The organism is Sphingomonas sp. PvP055 (assembly GCF_040546365.1).
GTDB lineage: Bacteria > Pseudomonadota > Alphaproteobacteria > Sphingomonadales > Sphingomonadaceae > Sphingomonas > Sphingomonas echinoides_A.
The window spans coordinates 2,379,511-2,405,497 of sequence record NZ_JBEPNS010000001.1 but is presented as its reverse complement, the minus strand read 5'-3'; the positions used below and the strand labels follow the sequence as shown (position 1 = coordinate 2,405,497).

Genomic DNA, 25,987 nt, shown 5'->3' with positions numbered 1-25,987 from the left:
CTCCGGAAAGCGTTAAATTGCGACCCACGTCACCTTCAGATCGATCCGGCTTACGGTGTATGAGGCGGCGACCTGGCGCTCGTAGGAATCGCCGTTGTTGATCCAGCCGGTGTCGTACGAGCCCACCCGGACGGTCGCGGTCCACGACGGCACAAAGTCCGTGGTCGCTAGGACCGTCGACGATGCATTTGCGCGCGGCACGTAAGCGTTGTTCTGATTGTCTCGCGCCACGATCGTCAGGCCGCCGGTGTCTTCGACGTAGGTCAGATACGATGGCTTGCCGAGCATCGTGCCGACCACCATCTGGCCGGCGTTGGTGGTGACCGCTGCGGTGAACTCGTAGATAAACCGCCCGAGCGCCGGGATCTGCGAGAGCGACAGGTTCCACGGGACGGTGATCGTTTGGCCAGCCGACGGCGTAATGCTGCCCTGCCAGACTGAGGCGCCTTCTCGCGACATGCTGGCCCGGTTAAATTTCTGGGGCGTGAACGTACCGTTGAGCGTGAGGTTACCGTCGATCACCATGTTGGAGTTGACGTAAAACAGGCCGGGGGAGCCATCCGCCTTCGACAGCTGGACAAAGGTTCCACCGTCCGGGGTCGTGCCCGCGATCCGCCAATAGACGCTGCTGCGACCGTCAATTCCGGCCAACGTGCCCGCCTGCTGTTCGAACTCCGCGACCGTGCCGTTGTATTCGCTGCGAAGCGTGGACACGTCCCGCGTGATCGCGCCCACTTTCGCGTCTACGATCGCAGCCGTCTGACCATTAGCGCGGGCCAGCAAATTGCTGTCCGCCGTACCGTTGAGCTGTGCTTCAATCGTCTCCTGCGCCGACGCCGCGGCGTAACGGTTCGGCATATCCACAAGCGTGTCTTCGGCCTTCTTCACGCGGGCCGCGATCAGTGGCAGCGCCGCGTCAGCCTTCTGCGCCTTGATCTCGCCGTCGTTGGCGGGGCGCGCGCCACACTTCAGCCAGTGCACCGCCTTTGCCGAGGTTACTCCAAACCCCGACCAATTCGTCATAGCGTATAGATTGACGGGTCCAGCGAACTCCGACTTAACGAAGAACGACCAGTGGCGGACGCCACCCTGCGAACCCGTATATTCGGCGATGTCTTCCACAGTCGAAAAGTTCAAAGCTGGCAGGTTGTCGATCAACACCCCCGCTCCTTGGGTGCTGCCATTCTCGAACCAAACCGATGCTTCGATCACCCAATATCCGGCGGTGACGAAGAAGGTGGTCGCGATGCCCGCGTCATTGCTGTTCGAAACGACATGCCCGAGCATGTAAGCGCCGGCTTGGAGGTTCCCGCCCTCTCGAGTGAAGGTTCCGTTGTTTGCCCAATATGTCCACTGGCTCGGCAACAGCGATCTGTCAGGCCAAGCCGCAAAATTGGCGTTTGAGGTCGCGTAGTTGCTGGTATTGCCAGCGCGGCTTTCGAGAGTTTCTGTTCGGCCCGCATAGCTTCGCTGCGCGTCCGACAATCCTGTGATGCGCTCATTGTAAGCCGTGAGGGTCGTATTGACGCCCACGAACTGCGTTTCAACGCTGGTGGACAGCTCCGCAACTGCTTGTTTCGCGCTCGATGCCGTAATCTCGACTTGATCGATGCGAGCGTTCGCGTCGGTGTCGCCATTCTGGAAACTAGTGATGACGCTATCAATGCGGCGCCCGATCGTGCCATCCCGGCTGATCGCGGCCTCATCGACGCGGCGGACCTCAGCATAGACGTTCGTATCGTTATATCCACCGCTTGCCGACACGCTGTCGATTCGACGGTTGATAAACGCGTCCTTGTCGTCGAGCCGCGCGACCGCCTGCGCCAGCGCGTCAGCTGCGTCCTGCCGGGCGGTCGCGATCTTCGTGTTCGCGCCCTGGACTGCGTCGTTGATCGTCGGGATCGTAGTGCCATCGATGTACGCCAGTTGCGCCCGCGCAGCGGCAACAGCCAGTTCGAACTCGCTAACCGTGCCAGATCCGAACGGGCTGTTCGGGTCTGCGCTGTTCGTGGCGTTGTCGTCGGGCTTGTTGGGGCCCGTGACACCATCCCAGAAAGCGGTGGTAGCGGCCTCATCGATTGCGAGGATCAGCGGATTGTTTCGGCTGTCGTAGACGATCGGTTCGGCGCCCTGCACTGGCAGGGAGTCATCGGCGTCCCATTGATAGAACAGGGGCGTCTCGTAGGTCAGCACCATGTTGCAGGTGCCGCCCTGACCGAGTTCCTGCTCCTTCACCCGGAACACGCCGCGCTTGAAGCCGAGCGGCGCGAAGGTGAACGGCAGAACGTCGCCGACCGTGTATTTCCAAGCGCGGATATCGAACGGTGCTGCGAATTGTCGCGAGTATTGCCGGCGCTGCAGAACCTGCTTGGCGATCCGCTGCGCATGGCTCGGGCTTTCGACGACGCCGAGGTCGAGCGAAAGGAACCGATCCTGCCCGTCGGGGCTTGGCAGTCGCACTTCGGGATAGTCGATCAGCTGGTACAGCGATGCTGATGTCGCGTCGACGTACCGGCCGCGCACCACATTCGGCGTCGATTCAAGCGATGGGTCAGGATCCCAGGTGAACGCGCCGACAACGTCGTCGTCGTTCAGGCCATCATCGACCGCCACGGCTGCCAGATCGTTGTGCGAGATCGCCAGCGCCAGCTTGCCGCCGGTGTCGCGGAAACGGCCGCAGCAGGCAGAGCACAGCATGTCGAGGACGGTCTTCTGATCATCTCCCTCGGAAACCACGCCCGCGCCATGGTAGCGCGGCTCGTTGCCGCCCGCTGCGCGGTTGACGAGCTCGTCGGCAAGGTTCGCTGCGACCTGAAATGACGGGAAGCTGATGCGCCGCCCGGGCACCCCCGCGCCGGTCGCCAGCTTCATTACGCCGGTCGCGGGGTTCTGGATCCGCCAGCCCAGGATGACGCGCAGGATCTGCAGCGGGAGGTTCTCACCGATCACGACGCCGTCATCAGCCGTGTAACGCCACGTCGACTGATCGTTCGACCGCATCGGACCGGACCCGCCTGGCACCGTGCTATCGCGGCGCGGGTCGTACAGCTTGGCGCCACGTCCGATCACGGTGATCCGGCTTGGAATGCCGCTCGAGAACGGGCTCTCGGTCTTCTTGCCGTTCCCGGTGACCTTGAAGCGGAAGCGGGCATAGGCGCAGCCGGTCAGGCGCGCGCTCTCGCGATTCCATTTCCGGCTTGCAAAGGTAAAGGCGTTTGCCTGAGTCCCCTCAAGGATCAGGTTGGGGATCGAGAAATAGCCGTTGTATTTGGCGGCCACGCCTGTCGCGGCCGACCACGCCATTTCGGTGTCGAACCATATCTCGTCGAGTCCGTCGATCGCATGGCTGGCGAACGCAACGATCCAGTCGCAGATCTCCTGGTCGTTGCCCGACCATTCCTCGTAGCGGACGTCGACCGGCATCGCGGTCTGGCCGAGCACGGTCTTGCGAAACGTGCGGGGGTCGATGCTCGCGGTCAGCCGGTCCGTCTGTGACGCGGTGACCTTGGGGCCCTTCTGTAGCAGGCTCGCCGCGAGCGTCAGGCCGCCCGAGGCAAGAAACAGCGTGCCGGTCGAGACGCCAGCGACGGTCAGCGATCCGGCAAGCCCGCCGAGCGCGACCGCACCGACGCCGGTCGCGATCAGCGCGACAGCGCCAACGGCCAGCGCGGCGAATTTGAGTGCTTTGGCCAACCGTCAGACCCCGAACCGGACGTGCCAGGCGCGAGGCTCGCACCAGCGTGCGCGATCGATCCTGATCAGCCCCTCGCGGTCGCCCTCGGAGCCTACTGCCACGAGGAACGGTCCCAGGCAGATCCCGAGCAGCCCGTCGGACATGATGATGTCGCCACGGTGTGCGAGTGACGGATCGACCGTCTCGAATTTGCCGCTGAGTGTCGACGCCAGCGTACCAGCGCCAATGCGGCGCAGCGCGCGCACCGAACCACGCGCGGTGGTGTAGCGTCCCCGAAACTCGGGCATCGGGTCGACGCCGGTCATAGCTTTGACCGCGCCAGCCGTGAATGTGCAGCAGTCGTGCCGGCCCCATGCGAAGGGAAGCGTACGCAGGGGTTCGAGGTACGCGGCGAGGCGCGCCTCCCAATCGGGTAGACGGTTCATAATCGACTCCCGTTCAAGATTTGCGGCTGGCGCCGTTGGCGATCGCAATCGCGAGCTCAGCTGACCGGTCGTCCGGGTCGTAGCTCTGCTGATCGAGATAGGTTCGGTTCGAGGCCTGGCCGAAGAAGCCAAGGTAGGACTCGACATCAAGGTTGATCGTCTGGCTGGTCTGGTCGCCGACGATCTTCGGCACCGACATGTATCCGGTGTAGAATGACCACAGCGCGCCGATGCGCGTCAGCTGCCGCGGATCAAGCATTGCCCGCCACAGACGGCAGTCGCGGCCAACATAGTTCGCGCGGTTGCCGATCTGGGTCATCAACTCGTCGTCGACGCCGGCGAGGCCGGACAGCTGCAGCGACAGCGTGTCGGTACCGCCCTCGCGCGCCTTGACGGCGCCGACCGACACAACGCGGGGGTCAACCGCGGTGAAAGTGAAACCGTCGAGATCCTCGTCGCCGGTGCCGCTGAAGGAATAGCTGTAGGGCGCATTGGTAACGCGGATCGGGCCATCGGCGAGGTCGAGAAAGCAGAACGTGACTGGCTTGCGGACGTCGGCAGATAGCGCGGCGTTCGCATCGGTGTCGGGACGGCTGTCCATCAGAACGCCTCTTCGCAGTCGAACGAGACGCCGTATTTCTGCCCGATGCCGACCTTCCAGCCGTTCTTCGGATCTGACATCGCCATGACGGCATAGGGCCGCTTGACCTCGATCGTTGCCTTGTCCGCCGGCACGACCCGAACATAGGGCTTTACCGAAATGGTGGCGTTCCCGTCGGAGTCGGCCACCACCGGCGCGTTCACCATCAGCAGCTGGTCGCCGAGCGTGATGAACTGGCCGCGCTTGAGCTTGAGCCCTGCCGCGCCCCACCCAGACGTCATCAGCGAATGCCCGCCCTGGTTGGCGCCCTTCACGCGGACGTCGAGCGATCCCGCGATCTGGTCCTTCTCGCAGGCGATGACCCGAAAGCTGTTGGCGACGCCGTCGCAGTCGACCACGAACGCACGCCAGTCAAGCACGCGGCCTTCACCGGTGATCGGGGGCAGGGTGACCTTGGCGAACCAGCGAGGCGCAGCCGCCAGAATGGTGACCCGTCGCTTGCCGGTGAACTCGCCGCGGTTGACCTGGCCGGGCTGGTCGATCGTCCACTCGATATCGGACGCGACGGGATCTGAGGGGATGTTGATCAACATCAGTCGAACGCTCCCGGCAACTGGCCGCGATTAAGCTGCCGCATGGTCCGCGCGCTTGCGCCTGCCATGATCGGCTCGGCGGTTGCTCCGACGGTGCGCAGCGATACGCGTTCCATCTTGGCCTCGAACTCCGGCCCGGCATTGACCGTGACGTTGGCGTCCAACTGCATCCGCCTGTTCGCGCCACCGCCGTACGCCGCCGCCGGCAAGCGGGGCGCGCGGAGGCTGGGGAGGGACGGCGAACCGCCGAGCGAGCCGCCGTCGGCGAACCGCGGGAGCCGGCGTGCGTTGATCGCTGCCATTGCGCCCGCGCCGTAGTGATTGACCGCGGCCTCGTTCATGATGAACTCGCGGTTCGAGAGCCGCACCGCGCCGCCGCCGGGCCCCTTAAGCAGCGCAAGGATGCTGTCGGACCGGCCATGACCCGGTCCGCTGATCAAGCCTCCGAGCGATCCGCCGTCTGCCCGTCCCGGGATATCGCTGAGCGAACCGCCATCGGCCAAACCGAAGAAGCTCCCGCCACCGAGCGCGCCAACGATCGCCTTTTGGATCGCGACGCGGGCCAGGTCGGCGATCACGCTCGAGGCCATTTCACCGAACGCGCCTTTCAGCTTCAGCACCTTGCCGATGGCAGACGCTGCGCTGCTTTCAAGCGAGCCGAGCCCATTTACCGCGACGCTCTGCAAAGCTGCGTTCGTATCGCCCGTCGCGGCCTTTAGGCGCTCGCGGTACGCATCAAGCGGCGAGGCGTTCTGCCGGGCAAGCTGCCCGCGCTCCGCGCCTTCCAACGCCGGCAACGCGCTGAGCGAACGCTGCGCCGACATGACGGCGTCCGGATCCTTGGAGGTGTCGCGAACACGCTCGAGCGCCTGCCGGCGAAGCGTCTGCTCGGCCTCGAGGATCTGCTCGGCGATGCGCGCGCGCTCGCGCTCGGTCGGCGCCATGTCTTCGCTGATGCGGAGCAGGGCGATGCGCGATTCAAGGCTCTGCCGGTCGACGTCGTACCGCTGCTCGATCACGCGCATGGCGCGGTCGGCTGCGGCGTTCTGCAGATCCTGCACCCGGGTCTGTTCGTTCAACGAGCGCAGGTTGTCGGCGCGCGCCTTCGAAAGCCCCTTCTCCTGCTGCAGGTCGATCTTCTGCTTGCGGCTGTCGGCGTCGGCATTGATGCTCGCGACCAGTTCGGCGTCGCGCTGATCCTCGGTCTGGGCCGACTTGCGCGTTGCCGCGGCGAGCCGTTGCCGAGCCGACTGTTCCTCCTGGCTGTATGCGATATCGTCGCTCAGCACCTTCTGGCGCGCGCGCTCGGCGCGATCGTCGACCGACTGCTGGCTCGGGCCCTTCTTGCCAAAGGCGACGTGGAACACCTTCTGGTCGCGCTCGTCGATCAGCTGACGGATCGCGACGCCTTCCTTGGCGAACGCCTGACGGATCGACGACACACTGATGCCGGGGCCATAGGCGACGTCGACCGCCTGGCCGCGCTCGTGGTCGCTGGTGCCGGGCTTCGCGACCGGACCCGCATGCCGCCCGGCGAGCTTGTCCGCATATAGCTGAGCTTGCCGCTCGGTCGAGCGCAGCCCGCTGGTGACCCGCCCGCCGATACCGGCAACGATGCTGGTCGCCTCGGCAACGCTGACGTCGCGGCCAATCTGGTTATTGTTCGGCTTCACGTTGGCCGCGCGCTGCTTCTCTTGCGCGAGGTCCGATGCTGCCTTCTTCTGCGCTTCCAGTTCACGCAGACGCTTTAGCGATTCCGCCCCGACAACTTGGCCAAGTCGAGCTTGCGTTCGAAGCTCGTTTTTGAGGGTCGCGATCTTGTCGTCGATAGTCTTGGTCGCCGAGCGAACCGGGTCGATCGAGATCGCAGCACGTTCGGCCGCGATGTCGACGCGAGTAACGTTCAACTGCCGCTCGGCTGCAGTAACCGCAGCTTCCGCCTTGGTGCGCTCGGCCCTGAGCTTGTTGACTTGATCGCTGCGCGCTTGATTCTGAAGCGCCGCTGCACCGGTGGTGCCGCCGGTCAGCGAGAAGTCGTCGAGACGGGCTTCGGCTTCAGCTAGGCGGGCTACAGTTGCCTGCCGGATAGCTAAAGCCTCGTCGCGCTTTGCCTTTGCAGCGATGTTGGCACGGTCGGCAGACGATCGTTCGCTATCGGCTGTCTGACGAAGCGCCTTGTCCTGATCTCGCAGGGCTAACGTTAGGCCCTCAACCGTCCCGGCAAACCGAGCCTTCGCACGAGCCGCGACGTCGCTTTCGATGGCGTCCTTCTTCAGCTTTTCGACCGCATCATTGGTTGCGTCACTGAATTCGAACATGCCCTTGGTCAAAGGACCGAGGACGAGCAACGCGCCGGTGATCGCCAACCCATACGGACCGGTCATAAAGCGAGCGAACGATCCGGCTTTTCCTTCGACGTTGACGAACTGCCCGGCCGCTTGTCCGCCCTGAATCGCGATCACCTGGAACGCGTTCGCGCCCATGCTCAACTGGGTGAAGGTGTCCTGGATTTGATAGGACAGGCCCTGCATCGCGGCACGCTGTGCGCCAGACTGAGCGGTGACGCCTTGCTGGCGATCGCCGAACAACCGCGATGCCGCGCCTGCCTGCTGAAGCTCGATCTCGACCCGCTCAAGCGCACCGGCTTCGCGCGTCAGTTCGTTGGCGTGGTTCTCAGCTTCCAGCGCCGCCGCGCGCGCCGCCTGGACGTAGAGGCGGGTCTGCTCCGTCAGAACACCCTCGCCCTGCGCGGCACGTTCCGAGGCGTCGGCGATCAGGCGCGTGGCAATTGCCTGCTGCTGAGCAGCGGCAGCCGCCGCGCGCGCGTCCGCGGCACCGATGTTGAGGCCGCCGGTGACGGTTGGCGCGATGATCGCCTTTGCCGCCAGCTTCTGGACGTTGCTGAAGCTCGCCTCGAACGACCGCTCGGCCTTCGTCGCGGCATCCTGTGCCAGATCCGCGAACGCGCCGAAGCGCTTGCCCATGCTGCCGATCGAGCCTTCGACGTTCTCCGCCATCTTGGCGGCACGCTTCTCAAATCGGTCTAGCGGCTTTTCACCTTCAGCCAAGTTCCGGCGCAGCAACTCGGTTGCCGCGTCCACCTGCAACAGGAGGCGTTCGGTCTGATCAGCCATGGACGCCTCCTGCTATGACGGGCTTGGGGGATTGGCGCGCTCGAACGCCTTCATAGCGGTCCAGAACTCGACCGGTGTGCAGCGCCAGAAGTCGGCAGGCCGCCATCCCAGCAGGACGACGGCCGTGCCCATCAGCCGTCGACGAGGGCTTTCTCCGTCGTCTTCGTGATCATCGACGGCTTCAGTTCCCCCGCGGTGGTGTATCCGCCGGTTACCGCCATAGACAGCATGCCGCCGATGGTTCGCATCGCCTCGTGAACGCCGTCGTCGCTGTCCATGATCAAGCGGGCGATCCGCTTATCGTTCGCGCCGGCGACGCCCTTATTGTCGGTTTCACGGCCCCAAGCGCGCACGCATGCTCCGACGATCTGGGCAGTCTCCGACATCTTGAGCTTGCCCGCGACGGCTGCGCGGGCAAGGTCGACGAGTCCGCGATCAAGCGTTTCCTCGATTTCCGAGACGGCTTCGAAGGTCGGTCGCAGGACCATCCTCGTGCCATCGAGCGTCAGGGCCAGTTCGCCCCGATCTTCGATCGCCGGCGCGGCGGTGTCGAGATCGCTCACTGTGCGACGATCTCTTCGACCGTATCCGCCGGCAGCGCATAGAGCTTGGCAATCTCGCCGACGGCGTTCGGATCCGCTGCGATGTCGCAAGCCAACTCATTGAGGTCTGGCGCGGGACTGTCGTCGTGCTTGCCGAGATACGGCGCCAGCGTACGCGCGGCGAGCGAGGGCCCCGCACTGAGCAGCGACTGAAGCTCGCGCACGCCATGTCCGGTGGAGGCGATCAATTGCTCGTTCAGATCCGTCGGTTTGTTGGTTCGAAATTCTTTGCCGTTGATAGTGATCATCTGGGTGATCCTTATGGTAGGGGCGGGCGCGGTCGCTTACGCGAGCGCATCGACGGTCGGCTGCGCGGCCGGCTGCAGCGTCAGCGGCGTCTTGACGCTCGCGCCCTGGTCGAAGCCGGAGCTATCGAGGGCGGTGTACATCAAGCACTCGAACACTACGTCGGTGGTGCCGAACGGCTTCTTCCGGATCTGGTAGACCTCGGCCGCGTTCGTCTTGTCGAGCGTCTCGATCCGGGTGTAGCCGTTCGCGTCGGGCAGATCGGGAGTCAGGTCTTGCTTGACCGTGATCGTCCGCAGACCCGGCGACTGCGTGTCGACGCCTTCCTGATCCTTCGTCGCATTCGACGAGAACCCCTTGCCGCGATCGATGCTGAGATTGCCCTGACCGGCGGGCTGGTTGAACGTTCCCACGGTGGTCGCCTGGAGGAACAGGCGATAGTCTGAGCCCAATTTCTTCATGGTGGTTCTCCTGTAAATGCGCGCGGGCGGGGCGCGGCGGGTAGGTTACTGGTGGTCGGAAGGGGCGAACGCGAGAACGTTGAAGCTGGTGATGCCGCCGTAGGTCGCTCCGTCCTCGGTGAGCACAGCGTCGTCGTCCTCGAACTCGAAAGCGATCGTCCAGCCGTCCTTCTCGAACCGCTGGCCATCGAGCGCGGTCTCGATCTGCTCCTGAAGCGCGAGCAGCGGCGCGCGTTCTTCGGCCTCCACGATCGTGACGATTGCAATCGTGACGCGACGATCGCCTTCCGCTTTCTTGGTCGACAAGCGGAAGCTCTTCATCTCGCCGAGAATGACCAAGTCACCCGGCGCGTTCACGGGCGCATCCTGATAGACCGTCGCGCCGGAGATGGCAGAGCTCAGGGCGTCGAACGTTACCGCCTCGACCAGTGCTTTGGCTCTACTCATCGCCACCCCCTGCAATTCGGCTCAGCGATCGGGCGAAGATCCCACGCAGATTGTCGTTCAACGTGCGGCGCAGGTCAGGCATCCGGCCCGTGATAAACCGCTTCGGAGCCATGCCCCTGACGCGCATCTTGTAGGTCGCGACAATGTCCTCGGTCCGCTTGCGGCCGCCAGAACCGGTCCGAAGCATGTTGACGGTGCGTCCGTCGCGAAAGGTCTGCGCCACGCGACGCCGACGCTGCACCAGCACGGTTTGGGCACGCCGCCCGAGATCCTGAATCCGACCATAGAACAGCTTCGACTGCCCGCCGCGCGTCCCGAGCAAGCCGACTTGCAGCCGGAGTGACTTGGGCAAGACCTTGCTCGTGATACCCTGGCGCACGGCACCGGTCTTCTGCGGCGTCTTCGCCTTCATCGCTTGCTCGATCTGCCGACCGGTAACGCTCAGTTCGACCACCAATTCGCCGCGTACGGCGTCCGGCATGCGCCGAAGCAGGCGGCGAAACTTGCCGATGCCGCGGATCTTCGTGCGCGCCATCAGCCGAGCGCTCCGGTTTCGCACGTCATCACCTGCGTCGCCCGGTCAGTCGAAGGCGGAGCGGTCCGGATATCGAGCGCAACGCCGTTCCACAGCAGGCGATGCGCCGTGGTAACGCCGGCGCGCTTGCGGATGGTGACGCGGTAGAACTGTGTTGCGCGCTGCACCGCGATGCTCAGCGCCTCGCCGCCACGAAGGGGAACGATCTCCGCCGGGATCTTGGTCGCAACGTCGCGCCAGGCGGGCTGCCCCTCCGGCACCTTGCGCCCGCCGCGACCGTTGTCGACGGCGTTCGACTGCTGAAGCGTCACCCGCTCGCGCAGGCGACTTGATAGGCCATCCCCGGCGGTCACAGGCGACGCAATCGCAAGCGACCGCAGATCCTGCGCGCACTGGCCTCGGCCTTGGCGAAGATTTCGCCGCCCTCGCGATCGTTGTCGTATCCGGAGATCAGCACGAGCATGGCGCGGCGTATTTCGCGCGGCACATCGTTCGGCGATTCATACCCGGCGCGAATGGTGACGGTAAAAAGCTGTTTGCTGTCGGTGAAAGGGTAGAACGGGCCGCTTGGCGGCAAGACGCGCGCTGGGCGATTGCTGAGGTCCAACCGGGCACCGGTGATCGCGATGGGCTGCCCGCTCGCGTCCTGATAGGCCACACCCGGCACGGCTGCCGCAGCGATTGGCCAGGCGCGGATCTCGACTGCACCAAAGCCGCGGAACTGCTCCGTGACGTCGCGGGCGGAGAGGAGGTGGCCGGTATATCCCTCTACCCATGCGGACGCGTCGGCGATGAAGTCGGTAGTCTCTGCGTCGTCGTTCGTATTGTCCTGTTCGCGTTGCAGCTGAGCCTTCGCTTCGCGCAGCGACACGATCGGGGTGACCGTCGCGCCATCAAGATATGCACCATACTGCTCAAGCACGCTCGCTTCGAACACGTCGGGCCCGAGCGACAGGAATTCCCGCATGGAAGCGATGGTTTGCAACGTCATCGTGCGCCTCCCATGCTGGATCGCAAGTGCCAGCCGCGAACGGCTGGCACTGACTGGTTACTTCTGAGCGTTGAGGTTCTGCTCGACGGCTTCCGCACCCGAAAGCGTCGGGTCGTTGAAGTCGATGCGGTTCTGCTCGGCACTGGTATTGGCGCGCGGATCGGCGTCGACGGCGGGGTGGTTCATGTCGACGTCGGGAACGATCTGCTGCGGTGCGCCGGCGGTGTCGATATCGGTTGCCGGAGCGATGCCGTTATCCGGCTTCTTGACGGTCTTGGTGTCCATAGGTCTTCTCCTGGTTCGCCGAAACCGTGGGCCTTGCCGCGCGGCTTCGAAGAACCGGGCCAGCTCGAAGCCGGCCCGGCGGAGAGTTACGCGTTCACGGCGATCTTGAGTGCGCGCATCGGCTCGGGGTTATGCACCCCGCCGCCCACGCGCTTGGTCGTGTAGAAGTGCACGAACGGCTTGTTCGAATACGGATCGCGCAACACGCGGATCCCGATCCGATCGACAACCAGGTAGGTCGCTTCCATATCGCCGTAGAGCGCCGCGACGTTGCCGGCCGCCGCCGTCGGCATGTCGGGCATTTCCACAATCGGCGCGCCGTTCAGCGTCTGCGGCTGACCGAGTGCGTAGGACGGCTGCCACAGGAAATTGCCTTGGCCGTCCTTCAGCTTGCGCGCGGCACCGAGACTCTGCCGGTTGATGAACAGCTTCGCGTTGCCAGCAAATTCGCTCGGCAGGTCGTACATCAGGTCAACGAAGCCGTCGCCGGTGAGCTTTGCAGCATCGCCGGTGTTGACCGCCTTGATCGCGCCGTAGGGGTGGCGTGCCGCGTTCGCGGCGCCCGTGACGTAGGTCAGGATGCCGTAGGGCTTGTTCGCACCGTCGCCAGACAGGAAACCGATGCCTTCCTGACGCGAGAACTCGGTATCGACTTCCTGGCCGAGCCATTCCTCGAGGTCGATCGCGGCATCGTCCAGCAGCTGCTGGGAGATCGCCGGGTTCGCGTAGAGTTCGCCCGGCACGAAGTCGAGCACCCCGATCTGCGGCGTCGTGGTCGCCGGACGGCTGGCGGTTTCACCGACCCAGCCCGACCCGACGTTGCGGTCCGAGAAATACTTCTTGAACCCGGCGACGCTGATGGTGATGACCCGGCTCTCGGCGCGCATCGGGCTGATCTTCTTCAGCTTCTCGCCGATGGTCCGATCCCACTCGATCGGGGCAAGATAGCCGCCGTCGGTGTCGGTACCCTTCTGCATCGCCGCGCGGACTTCCGCCGAAGCATTGTCGCCACGACGCATGTGCGCCTTGAACGCCTTGGTGTATTCCGGATCGGACTTGATGTCGCCGATCACGGCACCGTCGCCCAGCTTGGCCGCCGCGTTGATCCGCGCCTGATCGTCGACCGCGGTCTGCAGTTCGGTCAGGGTGGCGTTGATCGCGTCGAGCTTGTCCTTGGTCAGAACGTCCGTCTTGCCCGCCTTGATCTCCTCGATCTCACGAGCATGGGTCGTCTTGAATTCCTCGAACGCCCCGTTCAGCGACCGAATGAGCGTTGCGGGATCAGCGGCGTCCGCACGGACGGTGCCGGCGATAGCACGAGGCATTGCGGGCAGGGTAGGAGCCGAGAGGGTCAGTTCGGGTGCCGGCTTGCTGGCAGCGACCGCCGCAAGCGCGCGAAACGGATTGGCGAGCACCGTCGCCACCGCCACAAGGGCGGCCATGTTCAACTTCTTCATGGGGGAGCTCCTAGCTCTTGATGGTGGAGAGCAGACCCGCCAGCAGGCCGGTCAACTCGGTCTCGCCGCCAGCGCCTGGCGTGTCGGCTACAGGGGCAGCGCCTGGCGTGCCCTTGATCTTGGTGATGTGGTCGCGCGCCTGCGTGCGCGTGTCGCCGCCGGCGACAAGCTTCAACTCCAGCGCGGTGATCGCGGTGCGCTCCCGGTCGGAAGCCTTGGCCTGCTCGTCCCGCGTCGTCTGATCGGCGGTGAGTAGGGTGTCAGCGAAGCCGCGCTCAATGGCGATAGACCCGGACATGTACGTCTCGTCGTCCATCCACTTCGCGCACTCCGCCGCGGTCCGGCCGCTGCGTTGAGCATAAACGTCCGCCATCGCCTGGTCGAACGGCCCGAGGTACGTGGCCGTCTCGGCCATGTCGTGCCGGTTACCGACCGCCACGACCCAGCAATTGTGGATCATGAGGAAAGACGCCGCGCCGATCTCGACCGTGTCGCCCGCCATCGCGATGACCGACGCTGCCGATGCAGCCATTCCCATGATCTTGATCGTCACCGGCTGTGCATGCTCGCGCAGGACGTTGTAGATCGCGATCCCTTCGAACATGTCGCCGCCGGGCGAGTTGATCTGGACCTCGACAGGGCGGTCGCCGATCGCACGCAGCTGAGCCGTCACCGTCTTCGCGGTGATGCCGCCGCCCGACCAATAGTCTTCGCCGATCGCTCCGAACATCGTGATGACGGTGTCACCGCTCTCGACCGCGCGGATGCCTGCGGCGTCGGCCGACCACTTCTCGAGGATGTTGGGTCGCGCCAAGGCCGATACGGAGCGATCTGCGGGCATGGGCAGGGCGCCGGGCCGATCCTTGCCGTTCACATTCGAGATCGCGCGGGGCATCCGCGTATCGGGGGTGGCAAGGACCGGCTTGCCCGGAAGGGGCCGGCCGTTGAGGGTCTTTACCGCGCGCGGCTTGCCCGCCGCCTTGGGCTCGTCGGTCATAGTTGCTCCTAAGCGTCTGCGAGAGTTGCGGCGGCAGTCGTGCCGTTGCGCGGGAGATCGTCGCCCCCCTTGATCGGGTTGCGGTCGAAGTTGTCGCGAGCCTCATTCGGCGTCAGGAAGGCTGCGTTCGGACCGAGTGCTGCCTTGAAGAATTCGGCCTGATCCTTGAGCGAGCCGCGCAGAAGCGCCCCGTCGTTGTACTTGGCGTACATCGAGTCCTGCTCATCCGAAGTGAGCAAGCAGAACCAGACGGCCTCTTCCCAGATCACGAACCACTGGAGGAGGCAGTAGGTCACGAAGAACAAACCGAGCTGCTCGATGCCGCTGCCCCAGCTGGTCTCATCGAACATCAGCAGCGGGCGAGGGGTACCCGTGAATCGGGAGACTTCCTCCGCCTCCTGGCGCCGCAGCGCGACCAATTCGTTGTCTTTTGCCGTGCCGGACAGCACCTTGGCGGTCAGGCCTTCCTCGAGGATCAGCCAATCCTCATCGGCATCTGCGCCCGAGAAGTTCTCACGAAGGCTATCGCGCAGGTGGCCGATCGCCTCGTCGCCAAGCGTCTCCGCGGTCTCCAGGGCACCGCGCGCCATCGTCCCCTTGTCGAGCAAGCGACCTGCGGCTTGGAGTGCGCGCTGCGACAGGCCGAGCGTGTCGGCCGCCACGTCCAGTAGGGAAACGCCGTTGAGCCCATCCAAGGAGATCGGGCCGCGGAAGTGGAAAACGTCTTCCCTCTTGAGCGTTACGGCACTGCCCGACTTGGGCTGGTACCGGAAGGTGAGTTCGAATGTCGCGGAGAGTTGCGGCTTAACCGACCGCCGGGGAAGGGGGACGATCTGACGCACGGCGCCGCGCGAGCGGATGATCAGCGCGTACGCGTTACCATCAAGCAGCGCGCACAGCTGCATGTAGCTCTTGAACTGGGTCGCAGACTGGAAGTCGTTGGGCTTGCGATGCAGCACCTTGAACAAGGGGTGGTCGCGGGCTTTCTCGATCGACCCGTCGGCCGTACGGCGCATGAGGTGCAATGGAAGCATGCCCATGGATCCGGAGATCAATGACATCGCCCGGAAAAACGTGCTGTTTCGGAGCGCGGCGCGTTCGTTGACCGCGATCCCTGCCACACCCGTCCGTCCGCCGTCGCCACGCATCATATCGTGAAGTGTGGGGTCGGACAGATCATAAGCGTTGTAGGCCATGATTGGTCCGCCAGGACGATTGCCTTCCGCTGCTCGGGCTGCGGCGATCGCGCGTGATGGCGATAGGGACCTTCGTCCGCCAGCCCGGGCGACATAGTCTTCAGGAGAAGCCATCTATTCTCCTTTCATACCCGGATGACGCCGCGCGAAGCGTAGACCGACTTCTTCTTCGGCTTTGCAGCGGCGGTCGCGGCGCCAACGGCCATGGCGATCGTAACCATGCCGTCGATCCGCCCGCGGGACTTCTTCTTGTTGAACATGCGGTTGCCGAGCCCATCCGGCTCGATCACCGCATTCGCAGCGCAGCTATAGGTTACTGGGGAATCGTCGATCAGCAGCTTGTTGTTGAGGATGAGATCCTCAGTGCGGGTGATCGAGTGCGGCATGCACAGCTGCCGGTCCTCGAACATGATCCGTTGGCCCTGAGCGTGCTTGACGATCTTCAGGCCGCGACCTTCAGGCTTGCCGGGACCGTCCCAAAGCCACCAGACCAGCCCGACTTGATCGCAGGCGTCGGTGAACGACGTGAGGAAGGCAGGGTCAACGACCAGCGCTTCGATCTCATGCTCCGCCTGTTGCTGCTGAACCTGCGCCGCAACGAAGGTATAGTCGATCGTCGCGCCCGGAGTGGCGGTCAGGTATTTGTCCTCGACCCAGTCGAGGTACGGAGCTTTGTCGGCGTCCGCACGCTCCTCGAGCCCCTCCTTGGTGGTCCAATACCAGGTCTTCACCGCTACGAGATCCTCGGGGAGCTCCCACGCCTGCGACAACGCGGTAAGATCGTTCTTCTGCGACAGATCGAGCGACAACCACGACTTGCGGCCTCGCATCGCACGGGCGTCTACCACCCCCTGGACGGCGGACCATTTGTCCTCGCTGATCCAGAAGTCCGCCGCCGCGCTGTCGATGCCGAAATAGAGGCGTTTGACGCTCGACTTCGTCGACGGCCGCAGTTTGGCGGAATTGACCGTCTCGCGGATATTCTCGATCGGGAACGTCTCGCCAAGGGCGGGCAATGACTTCTGCCAGGCGCCTTCGTTCTCGAAGATCGTATCGCGGTCGCGCTTGTCGATGCGAGCGATGAACGCGAAGGCGGTATCGTCTTTCGCTTCGCCCTTCACGATCGACTGGTAGGTGTCAGAGTATGAAGTGCCGACGTGCTGCGACGAGCGCGCTGGCGTGTTGGTGCCCAGCAGCATCAGAGCGTTGCCCGCGACCTTGTCGATCGCTGCTTTCCAGGTCAGCAGCGCCGCTTCCGATTTCAATTCGTGGATCTTATCGGCCGCAACGAGCGAAGGGCGCGGTCCAGATTGCGATTCACCGCTCGCAATCGGCATGAAGAACGAACCGCTGTCGGGATGCTCAATCTTCCAGGCGTTTTCCAACTCGCCGCGGATAATGACTTCGCCGAGACCCTCGAGACTCTCCCCTTCGTCACCGCCGGGAATGTCCGCGCGACACATGGCAACGGCATCTCTGAACAGAACGTTCGCGGTCGCCTTGTCTTCACCGATCGCATAGCACTGAGCGCGAGGGATATCGCACCAGCCCATGATGTAGATGCCGATCGCGCCCATAAGTGGCGACTTCGCCTGTCCCTTGCCGGTTTCGAGCCAGCCCGTTCGGTACCGCCAGCGGTTGGTTGCTGTTCGCCAGCCGAACAGGTTGCCTCCACAGAACGTATGGTACTCGAGCGGGTAGAAAGGCTGACCGGCAGCCGGACCGTCGGTGACCTGGAAAACTGACGGCAGGAAGTTGAGGAAGTGCGCGGCGGCGTCGGGACGCCAGTATATGCCGCGCCGCTCACCGTCGCGAATATCGCGCAAGTGACGCTCGGCAGCGTGCCGGACCAAGTCACCGCAGGTGAAGAGCTTGCCGTCGACCGCGGCTTTCGCCCAGGCTGTGGTTGGGTCCTCTTCGGCGAGGAAGCGATTAGCCACGGCTCTTGAGGTATCCACCGCCGGTGCTGCGCGTTGCCTTCCGCTCCACCTTCGCGCCAGCGCCGCGCTCGCGCGGCGTGATACAGAGCGCCTTTTCCAACGTCGCGGCTTGGCTGTCCGCGCCGGACATCGCGGCGAACCATGGGTTGTACATCGGTACCCCGGTTTTCTTCGCCTTGATCACCGGGCCCGATTTCAGCACCTCGCGTGCGCTGATGTCGTAGGTGACGTAGGAGACCACGAGACGCTTGATCGAATGAGCGTTTGCCACCGCGAGCTTGTCCGCCGAACGAAGCTCGCTGATGACGTCGCGCCAATAGCCGGCTGCGGCCTCGCGGTCCGCCACGCGACCAAAGATACTGCGCCAGTTCGGCTCGGGCGGAACGCCGTCGCCGCCGGCAATTTCGACGATCTCGACCATCCGGTCCCCTTCGGCGGAAGCGGCGGAAACCCTCCCCCCCTAAAAACTGCTCGCAGTGCGTACGGAGGAGCCGTTCGGTGTCCGGCTTCAACCGCCCCAAACTTTTGCCCTGGGGGGTGGGTTTCAGAACTTCACAGGTTCCGTAAGCTATAGGTCAACGAATCGGGGGATCAGTACGATGATTGCTGAGATCAGTGCGGGCTTTAGCAGCCTGAAGGCAGCCAAGGACATGGTTCAAGCCATGAACGGTATGCAGACCGCGGCAAGTATCAACGACGTCAAGCTCACACTGCAAGGGCATATCCTCGAAGCCCAGCAAAGCTTGTTTGCGGCACAAGAGGCGCAATCTTCGAGCGCCAGACGCATAAGCGATCTTGAACAGGAGATTGTGGCACTCAAAGACTGGTCCGCAGAGAAGCAGCGCTATCAGCTTCACGACATAGGGCGCGGAGCCATGGCCTATGTTCCAAAGCTTGGAATGCTGGACGGCGAGCCACCGCATTGGCTTTGCGTAAGGTGCTTTGGTCAATGCCAAAAGTCCTTCATGCAATTCAAAGGCAACGGAGCTGGTAATCAAACCACAGCGCAGCGTGGGTTAGATAACCAATACGCTTGCGACATATGCAAGGCGAGCTTCAGAGTGTCTTACAATACTAGCCCAAACGCTGACGCGCGGAAACGGCGGGAGCAAGCCGCAGCTGACGAAGAGAATGCAGACCACATGAGGGACTCAACGCCCTAAAGCGATTTGCAATTCCATGGGTGGTCCGCGCTGGTAGGTCGACCGTCACGTCCGACACCCTTGCCCTTGACCGGCACCGACTTGCCGAACTGCTTCGCTGTGACGATCGCGTCATGCCGAGCGCAAAGGTTCTCGGTGTTGCTGTCGATGTCCTCGCCGCCGTGCGCGAGTGGCACCTTGTGGTTGACCACGGTGGCCAAGGTGACGAGCCCTTCGTCGTCGCACATCTCGCATAGGCCGTCTGTGCGATCCATGCGTCGCTGACGTTGCTTCTGCCCGGCGCGGCCACGGAGCCGGTTGTCCGGCTCGGCCCGCTGCCAGGGCTTACGCTTGTCGGCCATTGTCTTCCCCCACCATCGTACGTCTGAACGAGGCAGCGGATTATGACGATGACGGAACGCGCATCACCGGACCGTTTCCGCACCATTTTTTGCAATAGGTCAACAATCGTGGACTATTAAAGCAAAATTGTTTTGTTATCTTCGAGGCGTCGGAGTTCTCACCGACTGTGTTTCCCCCCTCTAAATTGGAAACGCTCCCTGGCCCGCAACGATCAGTCGTTGCGGGCCATTTTTCGGCTCTCTGCGATGCGGGGGATGCAATGCGCAACACGGTGGCTGCTGATGACGTCGTTCGCCACAGAAGTGACGGTAGTATCATGCTGGTGAGAGCTGTCTTACTCGACGAAAATGGAAGCCCTAATCAAGTAGAATGTGAGGTCGTAAAGCGAGGACAACTCACAACAGTCTGGGTACACGCAGGCGATCTGGAGTTTGTCACGCGCTTCTAACGGCAGTCGCCAACCGCGGGTGCGTTCTGATTCGAGATTCTGCGCCTACCATCTTGCTATCTTTCCTCACCATCAGTCGGCCGATCAAGGGCATGCCCGATCGCCTATGTCTCGCGTCGCGCGCGTCGGTGAGGCGGCGGGCTGGCCGTAGAGGAGAGGAAACGGTCAACTGGGCTGATCTTAGTATCGTGACAAATTATTCATCAAAAAGCAGGCCGGTAGAGTGAGTTAGAGCTTTAACTCCGACTTTTGGCTGTTATTCCTGCGCCGTCGCCCCCTCCAAGGCGACGCCTACTCCAAACTGCCCGCAGCGATCCGTCGTTGCGGGCATTTTTGTGCTGTACAGGCTCAGCGCCGGCCCTCATGATGGGACGTTCCTATCTCGGGAGCACTACTCGGCCCGCAGTGAGCAATCGCTGCGGGCTTTTTTACGCATTGCTAACGCCGGGCTCTAAACAGCGTCACCATTCTAACAAACACCGATTGCGTTATATCAATATCCGTCGTTAGCTCTTGGCGTCGCGTCCGTCTAACGCAGTGGGCGCGGCATCTCTGGGGAGAGGTTCACCCGCGCCGCCGGTTGTCATCGAAGCGCGGGTGAACTTGCCTACGGTCAGCGCTCTTGGGCCAGCGCTGCTAACTTTCCTCACCACAACTCTCGAGGTACGCGACGGTGAGGGGGCGTGCTGACCGCCAGGGAGGGGAACAGTCAGCCAACCGAGCTATGAGTTGGGTTATTGCCACGCCGTAGGACAACCACAGAAGCGCTTGCTCCTGCTTGGGCGGCGAGGGCGGCCACCTCAGGGGCGCCAGACCGATTAACTCGCCTAAGCCGCTAGTGCGGCGGTCCCACTTCTGGGCTACGCCTGCTGTACTCCGTCTGTTCGGATTAGGAAAGAGGCAATATTCACTTCGAACGCGCCGCCGAAAGCGACCAGCGCAAACTTCCCATCGCTTTTCTTCACGACGCCGGACAGCCCCGCAAACGCGCCTTCGGTCATCGTCACAGTTGTTCCCACCGGCACCACATTGCGGGTCTTTTTCAACTCTCGGAGCCGGGCTGCGTCCTCGACGTCGCGCAAGTTCTTTATCTCGCGGTCCGCCAGCAGCGGAATGTCGCCCAAATACCGGAATATCGAGAACGAGGGATGCGGATTGACCGGGAGAGCCAGCGCCGCGGCGAGCTCCGGGATATGTACAGCGCGAGCGAACACGAATGTCGGAAGGATTGCCACCTCGCGATCCACCACCGTCTTCTTCCGAGGCACGCGGCGCGACAACGTCTCTTGAGGCGTCCAAACGTCAAAGCCCGCCTCGGCGAGCGAGCGGGCTAAGTTGAGCGTCCGGCCGCCCGAGGTGCGAAGGATGCACCAATCCGTATCTTCCCTGCGCCGTGCTGCCTTCCTACTCATATCCCACCCCTTGAACCTTGATCCTGAACTGAAGATGCGCGGTGCCGTTATGGCCAAGCCTCGTCCCAACGTCGGGACTGCACATGTCCGTCGCGGTGCCGGTAGAACCGCGTCTCGCGCTCGACCGGTCCAGCCGTCACCAGCGTCCAGCAATCCTCACCGAGCAATCGCGTGATGCGATGAATGTGGCTAGTCTCGACCTGATGCGTCGTGCCGGGCACGCGGCGCTGCTCCAGCACGCTGAACGGATCGAGGGTGAGCACGATGTCTTCGGCATAGCCCCCGTGCAGAACCTCGGAGGTGAACGACCACGGGTGCGAATGGTATTCGTCGCCGTTGTCGCCCTCCGTGAAGTGATGCAGAGCGCGCCCATCGCCGAGGTGGATCGTGCGGAAGGCCGGGGACATGACCTCGATCCGGATGGAGGAAGCCGCCTCGATCAGCGCGGTTACGACCAGCGGCATCATGCGGCTTGCGCCTGCTCGGCGGGCTCGGACAGTGCCGCGTCGACTTCCTCCTGGGTGAAGCTGCCGGTCGCAAAGCCCATCTTCTTGAACTCGGGCCAACCACCGAGGCGGCTCAGCGCGCGGATCCGCTCTGGTGGTATCGGCCCGGTGCTGACATCGTCCTCGGGCAGCATGGTGGATGGCTTGGCCGCCCAGGCGATCGCGTCTGCCAACTGGCGGAGACGGCGGAGCGCCACCGAATGCCGGATCGTAATGGCCGCGGCCTCGTCGCGAATGACCGTCTCGACCTCGTTTAGGAACTTCATCGGCCGATGCAGCGCAGACGTGGCGGCTTCGCGCGCGACGCGACCGGGCAGGTCGGCCAGGGCGACGCACATCACTTTGATCCATGCGTCCGACTGCTCGGGCGACAGCGTGGGCGCGATCTTCGTGGCGATCATCGCCAGATCATCGCCGAGCAGAGTCGTCAGCGCACCAGCGGCTTCCGGGTTGCGGCGCGATTTCCCCTTCGGCTCCGCCTCGGCGAGCGGCACCAACCCACGTTCGTAAGCCGCAATAACCTTGCCGATATCCACGCCTTCAGCCTTGGCCATAGCCGAGGTCAGGTTCCACATCGTGCTGTTCGCGAAAGCGCCGACGGCTCTCGATTGGTCCGCTCGGTCGGTCGTGGTGAGGTCGTTTGCCATTCTTCGGTTCCCACTTTTTCGAGTTCTTGACCCAAGTCCTCCACGACGCTTGCCAGTCGTGGCTCGTGGTGCCGTTCGCTCGATGGTAATCGGCGAAATGCTCCAGCTCGTCGTCGAAGCGGCCAGGCGGCCAGCCGTTGACGCAATCCGCCGTCTTCCCGCTCATCGTCGGAATGAAGCTTTCGGGAATGCTGGTGGCGCGCTTCGGCGGGCGGGCCCCCAAAGAGGGCGAAGCTCTCTTTGGGGTATTGGTGGTTCCTGACGTATTGGGTGCAGCGGCTGCGGGGGTTTTACGCAGAGGCTGCGGGGGCGCAGTATCTGCGGGGGTGTTATCGCTGCGGGGTGCAGCCGCTGCGGGGGTGAGCGTGTAGAGACACCCTTTCCCCGGCTTCTGATCCCGGGTCAGATACCCGCGCTTTTCAAGGCTGATCAGCGCACCTTGAACGGTCCGTTCGCTCTTGCTCGACTTCTTCGCGATCTGGGCAATCGAAGGCCAGCAGATACCCTCGTCGGAACACCAGTCCGCGAGTGCGAGCGCGATCAGCTTCTCGCTGTCTGGGAGGTCAAGGTCCCAAACGGCTGACATGACGCGTATGCTCATGGTCTGCCCACTAAGACGCGGTCTGCGCGGCTCATCAGAAAGGCACCTGCTCGCGCAGCAACGGATCGCGTACGACCTGCTCTTGCACCTTGGTTGCCGCGCCGATGCGCGCGCGTTCGTTGAGGATGGCGCGGCTGGCCTTCCGGTGCTGGAGGCGAGCGTCGAGTTCGGCCTCCAGCGCCCGCCGCCGCGCACGCGCGTTGCGTTCCTGCTCCGACAGGAAGAGGGAGGCCAGCAGACCCATTAGGCCAGCCCCAGCGCCTGCTTGTAGGTTTCGAGCAGCGCCTCGGCCTCGTCGCGGTGGTGCTTCTCCATCTTGCGGAGGCGCACGATCGTCTTGATCGTCTTTACGTCGAAGCCGGTGGACTTGGCTTCGCCGTAGACGTCGGCGATATCGTCGGAGATACCCTTTTTCTCTTCCTCAAGCCGTTCCACCCTCTCGATGATCAGGCGCAACTGGTCTGCTGCAATGGTATCGCTCATGGTCGTTCTCCCTGTGAACTGCTTCAGCGCGGCGCCGGCGTGTTGCCGTTGCGGCCCGGCGCGGCGGTTGCGCCGTCGGTGCGGCCGGGCGTCCGGTTAGCCACCGTCTGGCGCTCGACGAGGTCGACGTACGGCTCGTCGAAGTAGAAGGACTCGAAGGGCTTGCCCTGCTCGGTCAGTCCCTGCGGCTGCAACGACACCTGCGCGCAACCGGTAAGGTATTCGACGCGGGCGGTAACAATGCCCTCCAGTCCGGTGATCGCGTGGCGGGCCTTGTCGCCGAGGTTTAGTTTGGTCGTCATGGTCGTCTCCCTTGGGTAGTGTCAGTTGAGGTCCGGTGCCGTCACAGGCGCAACGGCATCAGGACAGCGGTCCAGGCAGTGTCAGCGGGGTCGCGCACAAGACCTGGGGTCGACGGGTTTTCGACGTCGAAGAGAATCTCGCTTCCGCGGCACGATCCGATCACCGAGGACAGGTACCGGCCGTTGTAACCAATCTCGAAACCGGGCGAGGTGTGCTGGCACGGCACGATGACCTCTGCGGAGAGCCCGATGTCGATGTAGGCCGCCGAAATCTTCGCCGTGCCGCCTTCTGCCAGCGCGATCCGAGTAGCCCGCAGCGTCGACGAGTGGCCCGATATTGCAGCGATTGCGCGACGCAGGTCGGGAAGCTGGAAAAGGAACTGCGTCTTGCCTGACGCCGGTATGATCCGAGACACGTCGGGGAACGTCCCGTCGATAAGCTTCGACTGGAAGGTGACCTCGGCGGCGCGCTCGCGGATGCTGACGCTCAACCGGTGTGCGCCTTTGGCCTCCGGGGCAGTGCCCTCGATATGGTTGCTCGCCAGCGCTGGGCCGACTGCCAGTCGCACGCCATCGCTCGCCGACTTTGCCAGGTCGAACAGCAGGGCCACCGCCTTGCGAGGAATGATGCAGTTGGCAGGCAAGGAGCCAGTTGCGTCCGGCAGTTCGATGTCGGCGAAATACATCCGGTGGCCGTCGGTTGCTTCGGCGCGGACGGTGGTCTCGCCCATCGATCGTAGGTGGAGGCCGTTGAGATAGTAGCGGGTTTCCTCGCTCGACATGGCATCGGCAACTCGGGCCAGCATGTCCATGTGATCGCGCGACAGCGTAGCCGCGAAGGCTGGCGTGATGCTCCGCTCCATATCCGAGGGGAAATCGTCGGACGGCAGCGTTTCGACGGAAATGGTCAGCGGCCCGGACGCCAGTGCGACTTTGCCGCCCGTGGGCGCCGCCGAGACTGTATCGCCGCCCGCCGCCGAAAGAGCCGAGACCACGTTCTTCGGCGATTGCATGACGAAGTCGCCGCCGGGGCCGGGGATGCGCGCCACGGTCGCGGTCAGCGACATATCGAGGTCAGTGCCGGTGGCCTGGAACGATCCGTTCGCGTGGCAGCGAACCATGCTCAGGATCGGAATTGAGTTACGCCTCTCAATGACCTTGCCGGCGAGCACGATCGCGCGCCGGAAGTCGGCAGACTTCACTTGGATGTTCACAGCAGTTCTCCCTTGGTAATGGGTTTCGGTGGCAGCCACCGGACACGCGTTTCGCGGTCGTGCGGGCGGCTCCAGACGATCCAGCAGAAGTCGGTCACGCCGCCGCGAAAGGCCTTGTCGCCAAGCTCGGCGATCATGTGGCCGGGCGGCATGCTCGGGCGCTTGCTGAGGATGAGGACGTCGCTGGGCGGGAACTCGTCGAACAGCGCCCACCGGCCTGCGCTGGCGAGGAACGACAGCTGCTGGAGAACCGCGACGCGATAGTCGGCGCGCTTGAGCATGTTCCGCGTGATCTCTTCCGCTCGGTTGAAGGGCGGGTTCATCACCACCGATAGGCGACCGAATGGCGCAACGCTGCGTGGCATGCCGTCGCTGGTCGCATCCCATACACCGCCGAAATGACGCGCGCCGCGGTCAACGATGTCGGTGCCGATCACCATCTGGTCGCGGTCAGCGAACGTATCGATGATGTTGCCGCCGCCGCAGCACGGGTCCCAAATCGTATGACCCTCGAACGATACGGCGTCCGCCAGCTGCTCGACGCAGAAGCGAGGCTCGACGTACCAGTCCTGCGCGGCACGCTCGAAAGCGGTCGACCGGTGGTTCTGGGCGACGTTCCCGGCGGGCATCAGCGGCTGCGCTTCTGTGCGCGATCACGGCAAGGTGCGCAGCGTCCGCCGATGAGGCGAGGGCTGTCGTCGCCGCATTCCTGGCATTCGCCCTCGACGCCTTCCGGCACGGGCTGGCGGGCTGCGCGGATGCTGCGCTGGAGGTAGAAGTCGCTGATCTCAGCGGACATATCCATCTGATCGGCCATTATGCTGCCACCCCCCAAGCGAGGACGCGGTGTGAGCATCCCCGCGCCGCGTCGCAGCGGGGGCAAGGGGAGGAGGGCGGGCGCGATGCAACGCGATCGCGGATCTCGTCCTGCACTTCTTGGGCGGTTTGTTTGCGATAGACGACGCCTTCGCTGACGCCGTAACCCGCCTTGTTCAGGCGATCCTTGGTCACGTACAGCGAGACGCCAAGCTCCTTGGCGAGATCAGCGACCTTGGCGCCCTCGAATGACACCATGGTCATGCCGCCGTTCCCATCCAGGACTGGACGCGAGCGTTCCAGCCGTCGACCGCCTTGTTCGCCACCGGCAGGAGCCGAAACGAGGTGGCTTCATCGGAGCGCAGTTTATCGTTCGCGGAAGCGACCATTGTCGCCACCGCGCGGGTGGTGTTCGGCATTGTCGTTACTCCCTGCCGGTCGCGCCGGCT

Annotated in this window: 34 protein-coding genes; 2 read left to right on the top strand and 32 right to left on the bottom strand. The window is 63.7% G+C overall.

Annotated elements, in window-relative coordinates; translation table 11 throughout:
• Positions 1-12: 12 nt before the first annotated feature.
• From ABIC16_RS11375 to ABIC16_RS11355, 5 genes are read right to left on the bottom strand one after another with little or no spacing between them, the layout of a single operon-like run.
• Positions 13-3,693 carry a phage tail protein gene (locus tag ABIC16_RS11375; protein ID WP_354291182.1) on the bottom strand — a complete coding sequence of 1,227 codons (3,681 nt, stop codon included), beginning with the start codon at positions 3,691-3,693 and terminating at the stop codon, positions 13-15.
• Positions 3,694-3,696: 3 nt separating this feature from the next.
• On the bottom strand, positions 3,697-4,119 hold the full coding sequence (locus ABIC16_RS11370) for a DUF6950 family protein (RefSeq protein WP_354291181.1): 423 nt from the start codon (positions 4,117-4,119) through the stop codon (positions 3,697-3,699).
• Between the two features lie 13 nt (positions 4,120-4,132).
• Positions 4,133-4,720, bottom strand: a complete 588-nt coding sequence (locus tag ABIC16_RS11365) for a hypothetical protein (RefSeq protein ID WP_354291180.1) — start codon at positions 4,718-4,720, stop codon at positions 4,133-4,135.
• Complete coding sequence (locus tag ABIC16_RS11360) at positions 4,720-5,313, bottom strand: hypothetical protein (RefSeq protein WP_354291179.1); 594 nt, start codon at positions 5,311-5,313, stop codon at positions 4,720-4,722. The genes ABIC16_RS11365 and ABIC16_RS11360 overlap by 1 nt, the downstream gene beginning before the upstream one ends.
• A complete protein-coding gene (locus tag ABIC16_RS11355) occupies positions 5,313-7,679 on the bottom strand; it encodes a D-alanyl-D-alanine carboxypeptidase family protein (protein ID WP_354291178.1) in 2,367 nt (788 codons plus the stop codon). The genes ABIC16_RS11360 and ABIC16_RS11355 overlap by 1 nt, the downstream gene beginning before the upstream one ends.
• 72 nt (positions 7,680-7,751) lie before the next feature.
• Here ABIC16_RS11355 and ABIC16_RS11350 point away from each other — a divergent pair, with 72 nt between their 5' ends.
• On the top strand, positions 7,752-8,360 hold the full coding sequence (locus ABIC16_RS11350; protein WP_354291177.1) for a hypothetical protein: 609 nt from the start codon (positions 7,752-7,754) through the stop codon (positions 8,358-8,360).
• A gap of 99 nt (positions 8,361-8,459) precedes the next feature.
• Here the strand turns inward: ABIC16_RS11350 and ABIC16_RS11345 are convergent, their stop codons facing one another.
• From ABIC16_RS11345 to ABIC16_RS11280, 14 genes are all read right to left on the bottom strand, one after another.
• On the bottom strand, positions 8,460-8,579 hold the full coding sequence (locus tag ABIC16_RS11345) for a phage tail assembly chaperone (protein ID WP_354291176.1): 120 nt from the start codon (positions 8,577-8,579) through the stop codon (positions 8,460-8,462).
• A complete protein-coding gene (locus tag ABIC16_RS11340; protein WP_354291175.1) occupies positions 8,579-9,010 on the bottom strand; it encodes a gene transfer agent family protein in 432 nt (143 codons plus the stop codon). Before ABIC16_RS11340 ends, ABIC16_RS11345 begins: the two co-directional genes overlap by 1 nt.
• On the bottom strand, positions 9,007-9,297 hold the full coding sequence (locus ABIC16_RS11335) for a hypothetical protein (protein ID WP_354291174.1): 291 nt from the start codon (positions 9,295-9,297) through the stop codon (positions 9,007-9,009). The genes ABIC16_RS11340 and ABIC16_RS11335 overlap by 4 nt, the downstream gene beginning before the upstream one ends.
• A gap of 36 nt (positions 9,298-9,333) precedes the next feature.
• Positions 9,334-9,756: a hypothetical protein gene (locus ABIC16_RS11330; RefSeq protein ID WP_354291173.1), complete on the bottom strand. Its 423-nt coding sequence runs from the start codon at positions 9,754-9,756 to the stop codon at positions 9,334-9,336.
• A gap of 45 nt (positions 9,757-9,801) precedes the next feature.
• Positions 9,802-10,203: a tail completion protein gp17 gene (gene gp17, locus ABIC16_RS11325; protein ID WP_354291172.1), complete on the bottom strand. Its 402-nt coding sequence runs from the start codon at positions 10,201-10,203 to the stop codon at positions 9,802-9,804.
• Positions 10,196-10,738, bottom strand: coding sequence for a hypothetical protein (locus ABIC16_RS11320; RefSeq protein WP_354291171.1), 543 nt, complete (start codon positions 10,736-10,738; stop codon positions 10,196-10,198). Before ABIC16_RS11320 ends, gp17 begins: the two co-directional genes overlap by 8 nt.
• Positions 10,738-11,091 carry a phage head closure protein gene (locus ABIC16_RS11315; RefSeq protein ID WP_354291170.1) on the bottom strand — a complete coding sequence of 118 codons (354 nt, stop codon included), beginning with the start codon at positions 11,089-11,091 and terminating at the stop codon, positions 10,738-10,740. The genes ABIC16_RS11320 and ABIC16_RS11315 overlap by 1 nt, the downstream gene beginning before the upstream one ends.
• Complete coding sequence (locus tag ABIC16_RS11310; RefSeq protein ID WP_354291169.1) at positions 11,088-11,729, bottom strand: head-tail connector protein; 642 nt, start codon at positions 11,727-11,729, stop codon at positions 11,088-11,090. The genes ABIC16_RS11315 and ABIC16_RS11310 overlap by 4 nt, the downstream gene beginning before the upstream one ends.
• Before the next feature lie 57 nt (positions 11,730-11,786).
• The gene (locus ABIC16_RS11305; protein WP_354291168.1) at positions 11,787-12,014 is read right to left on the bottom strand and encodes a hypothetical protein; all 228 of its coding nucleotides are present in this window, start codon (positions 12,012-12,014) and stop codon (positions 11,787-11,789) included.
• A gap of 86 nt (positions 12,015-12,100) precedes the next feature.
• A complete protein-coding gene (locus ABIC16_RS11300; protein ID WP_354291167.1) occupies positions 12,101-13,471 on the bottom strand; it encodes a phage major capsid protein in 1,371 nt (456 codons plus the stop codon).
• A gap of 10 nt (positions 13,472-13,481) precedes the next feature.
• Positions 13,482-14,468, bottom strand: coding sequence for a head maturation protease, ClpP-related (locus ABIC16_RS11295; protein WP_354291166.1), 987 nt, complete (start codon positions 14,466-14,468; stop codon positions 13,482-13,484).
• Between the two features lie 8 nt (positions 14,469-14,476).
• On the bottom strand, positions 14,477-15,664 hold the full coding sequence (locus ABIC16_RS11290) for a phage portal protein (RefSeq protein ID WP_354291165.1): 1,188 nt from the start codon (positions 15,662-15,664) through the stop codon (positions 14,477-14,479).
• A gap of 125 nt (positions 15,665-15,789) precedes the next feature.
• The gene (locus tag ABIC16_RS11285) at positions 15,790-17,604 is read right to left on the bottom strand and encodes a terminase large subunit (RefSeq protein WP_354291164.1); all 1,815 of its coding nucleotides are present in this window, start codon (positions 17,602-17,604) and stop codon (positions 15,790-15,792) included.
• Positions 17,597-18,025, bottom strand: a complete 429-nt coding sequence (locus ABIC16_RS11280) for a P27 family phage terminase small subunit (protein ID WP_354291163.1) — start codon at positions 18,023-18,025, stop codon at positions 17,597-17,599. The genes ABIC16_RS11285 and ABIC16_RS11280 overlap by 8 nt, the downstream gene beginning before the upstream one ends.
• 178 nt (positions 18,026-18,203) lie before the next feature.
• Between ABIC16_RS11280 and ABIC16_RS11275 the strand changes: the two genes are divergently transcribed.
• Positions 18,204-18,767 carry a hypothetical protein gene (locus tag ABIC16_RS11275; protein WP_354291162.1) on the top strand — a complete coding sequence of 188 codons (564 nt, stop codon included), beginning with the start codon at positions 18,204-18,206 and terminating at the stop codon, positions 18,765-18,767.
• Here the strand turns inward: ABIC16_RS11275 and ABIC16_RS11270 are convergent.
• The 13 genes from ABIC16_RS11270 to ABIC16_RS11210 all read right to left on the bottom strand — a co-directional run bounded on the left by ABIC16_RS11270 (position 18,764) and on the right by ABIC16_RS11210 (position 25,957).
• Positions 18,764-19,021, bottom strand: a complete 258-nt coding sequence (locus ABIC16_RS11270; protein WP_354291161.1) for an HNH endonuclease — start codon at positions 19,019-19,021, stop codon at positions 18,764-18,766. The genes ABIC16_RS11275 and ABIC16_RS11270 overlap by 4 nt on opposite strands.
• A gap of 1,396 nt (positions 19,022-20,417) precedes the next feature.
• A complete protein-coding gene (gene nusG, locus ABIC16_RS11265; protein WP_354291160.1) occupies positions 20,418-20,969 on the bottom strand; it encodes a transcription termination/antitermination protein NusG in 552 nt (183 codons plus the stop codon).
• A 47-nt stretch (positions 20,970-21,016) separates the two neighbouring features.
• Entirely contained in the window at positions 21,017-21,436 is a 420-nt protein-coding gene (locus ABIC16_RS11260) for a hypothetical protein (RefSeq protein ID WP_354291159.1), read from the bottom strand.
• Positions 21,433-22,029, bottom strand: coding sequence for a hypothetical protein (locus tag ABIC16_RS11255; protein ID WP_354291158.1), 597 nt, complete (start codon positions 22,027-22,029; stop codon positions 21,433-21,435). The genes ABIC16_RS11260 and ABIC16_RS11255 overlap by 4 nt, the downstream gene beginning before the upstream one ends.
• The gene (locus tag ABIC16_RS11250) at positions 22,016-22,723 is read right to left on the bottom strand and encodes a helix-turn-helix domain-containing protein (RefSeq protein ID WP_354291157.1); all 708 of its coding nucleotides are present in this window, start codon (positions 22,721-22,723) and stop codon (positions 22,016-22,018) included. The genes ABIC16_RS11255 and ABIC16_RS11250 overlap by 14 nt, the downstream gene beginning before the upstream one ends.
• A gap of 34 nt (positions 22,724-22,757) precedes the next feature.
• The gene (locus ABIC16_RS11245; RefSeq protein ID WP_354291156.1) at positions 22,758-22,967 is read right to left on the bottom strand and encodes a hypothetical protein; all 210 of its coding nucleotides are present in this window, start codon (positions 22,965-22,967) and stop codon (positions 22,758-22,760) included.
• Positions 22,967-23,206, bottom strand: coding sequence for a DUF2312 domain-containing protein (locus ABIC16_RS11240; RefSeq protein ID WP_354291155.1), 240 nt, complete (start codon positions 23,204-23,206; stop codon positions 22,967-22,969). Before ABIC16_RS11240 ends, ABIC16_RS11245 begins: the two co-directional genes overlap by 1 nt.
• A gap of 23 nt (positions 23,207-23,229) precedes the next feature.
• Positions 23,230-23,508, bottom strand: a complete 279-nt coding sequence (locus tag ABIC16_RS11235) for a hypothetical protein (RefSeq protein WP_277969288.1) — start codon at positions 23,506-23,508, stop codon at positions 23,230-23,232.
• A 41-nt stretch (positions 23,509-23,549) separates the two neighbouring features.
• Positions 23,550-24,722 carry a DNA polymerase III subunit beta gene (locus ABIC16_RS11230; RefSeq protein WP_354291154.1) on the bottom strand — a complete coding sequence of 391 codons (1,173 nt, stop codon included), beginning with the start codon at positions 24,720-24,722 and terminating at the stop codon, positions 23,550-23,552.
• The gene (locus tag ABIC16_RS11225; protein ID WP_354291153.1) at positions 24,719-25,351 is read right to left on the bottom strand and encodes a TRM11 family methyltransferase; all 633 of its coding nucleotides are present in this window, start codon (positions 25,349-25,351) and stop codon (positions 24,719-24,721) included. The genes ABIC16_RS11230 and ABIC16_RS11225 overlap by 4 nt, the downstream gene beginning before the upstream one ends.
• Positions 25,351-25,539, bottom strand: coding sequence for a conjugal transfer protein TraR (locus ABIC16_RS11220; protein WP_354291152.1), 189 nt, complete (start codon positions 25,537-25,539; stop codon positions 25,351-25,353). Before ABIC16_RS11220 ends, ABIC16_RS11225 begins: the two co-directional genes overlap by 1 nt.
• Positions 25,539-25,802 (bottom strand): hypothetical protein, encoded by a 264-nt coding sequence (locus ABIC16_RS11215; RefSeq protein WP_354291151.1) that lies wholly within the window; start codon positions 25,800-25,802, stop codon positions 25,539-25,541. The genes ABIC16_RS11220 and ABIC16_RS11215 overlap by 1 nt, the downstream gene beginning before the upstream one ends.
• Entirely contained in the window at positions 25,799-25,957 is a 159-nt protein-coding gene (locus tag ABIC16_RS11210) for a hypothetical protein (RefSeq protein WP_354291150.1), read from the bottom strand. The genes ABIC16_RS11215 and ABIC16_RS11210 overlap by 4 nt, the downstream gene beginning before the upstream one ends.
• Positions 25,958-25,987 lie beyond the last annotated feature (30 nt).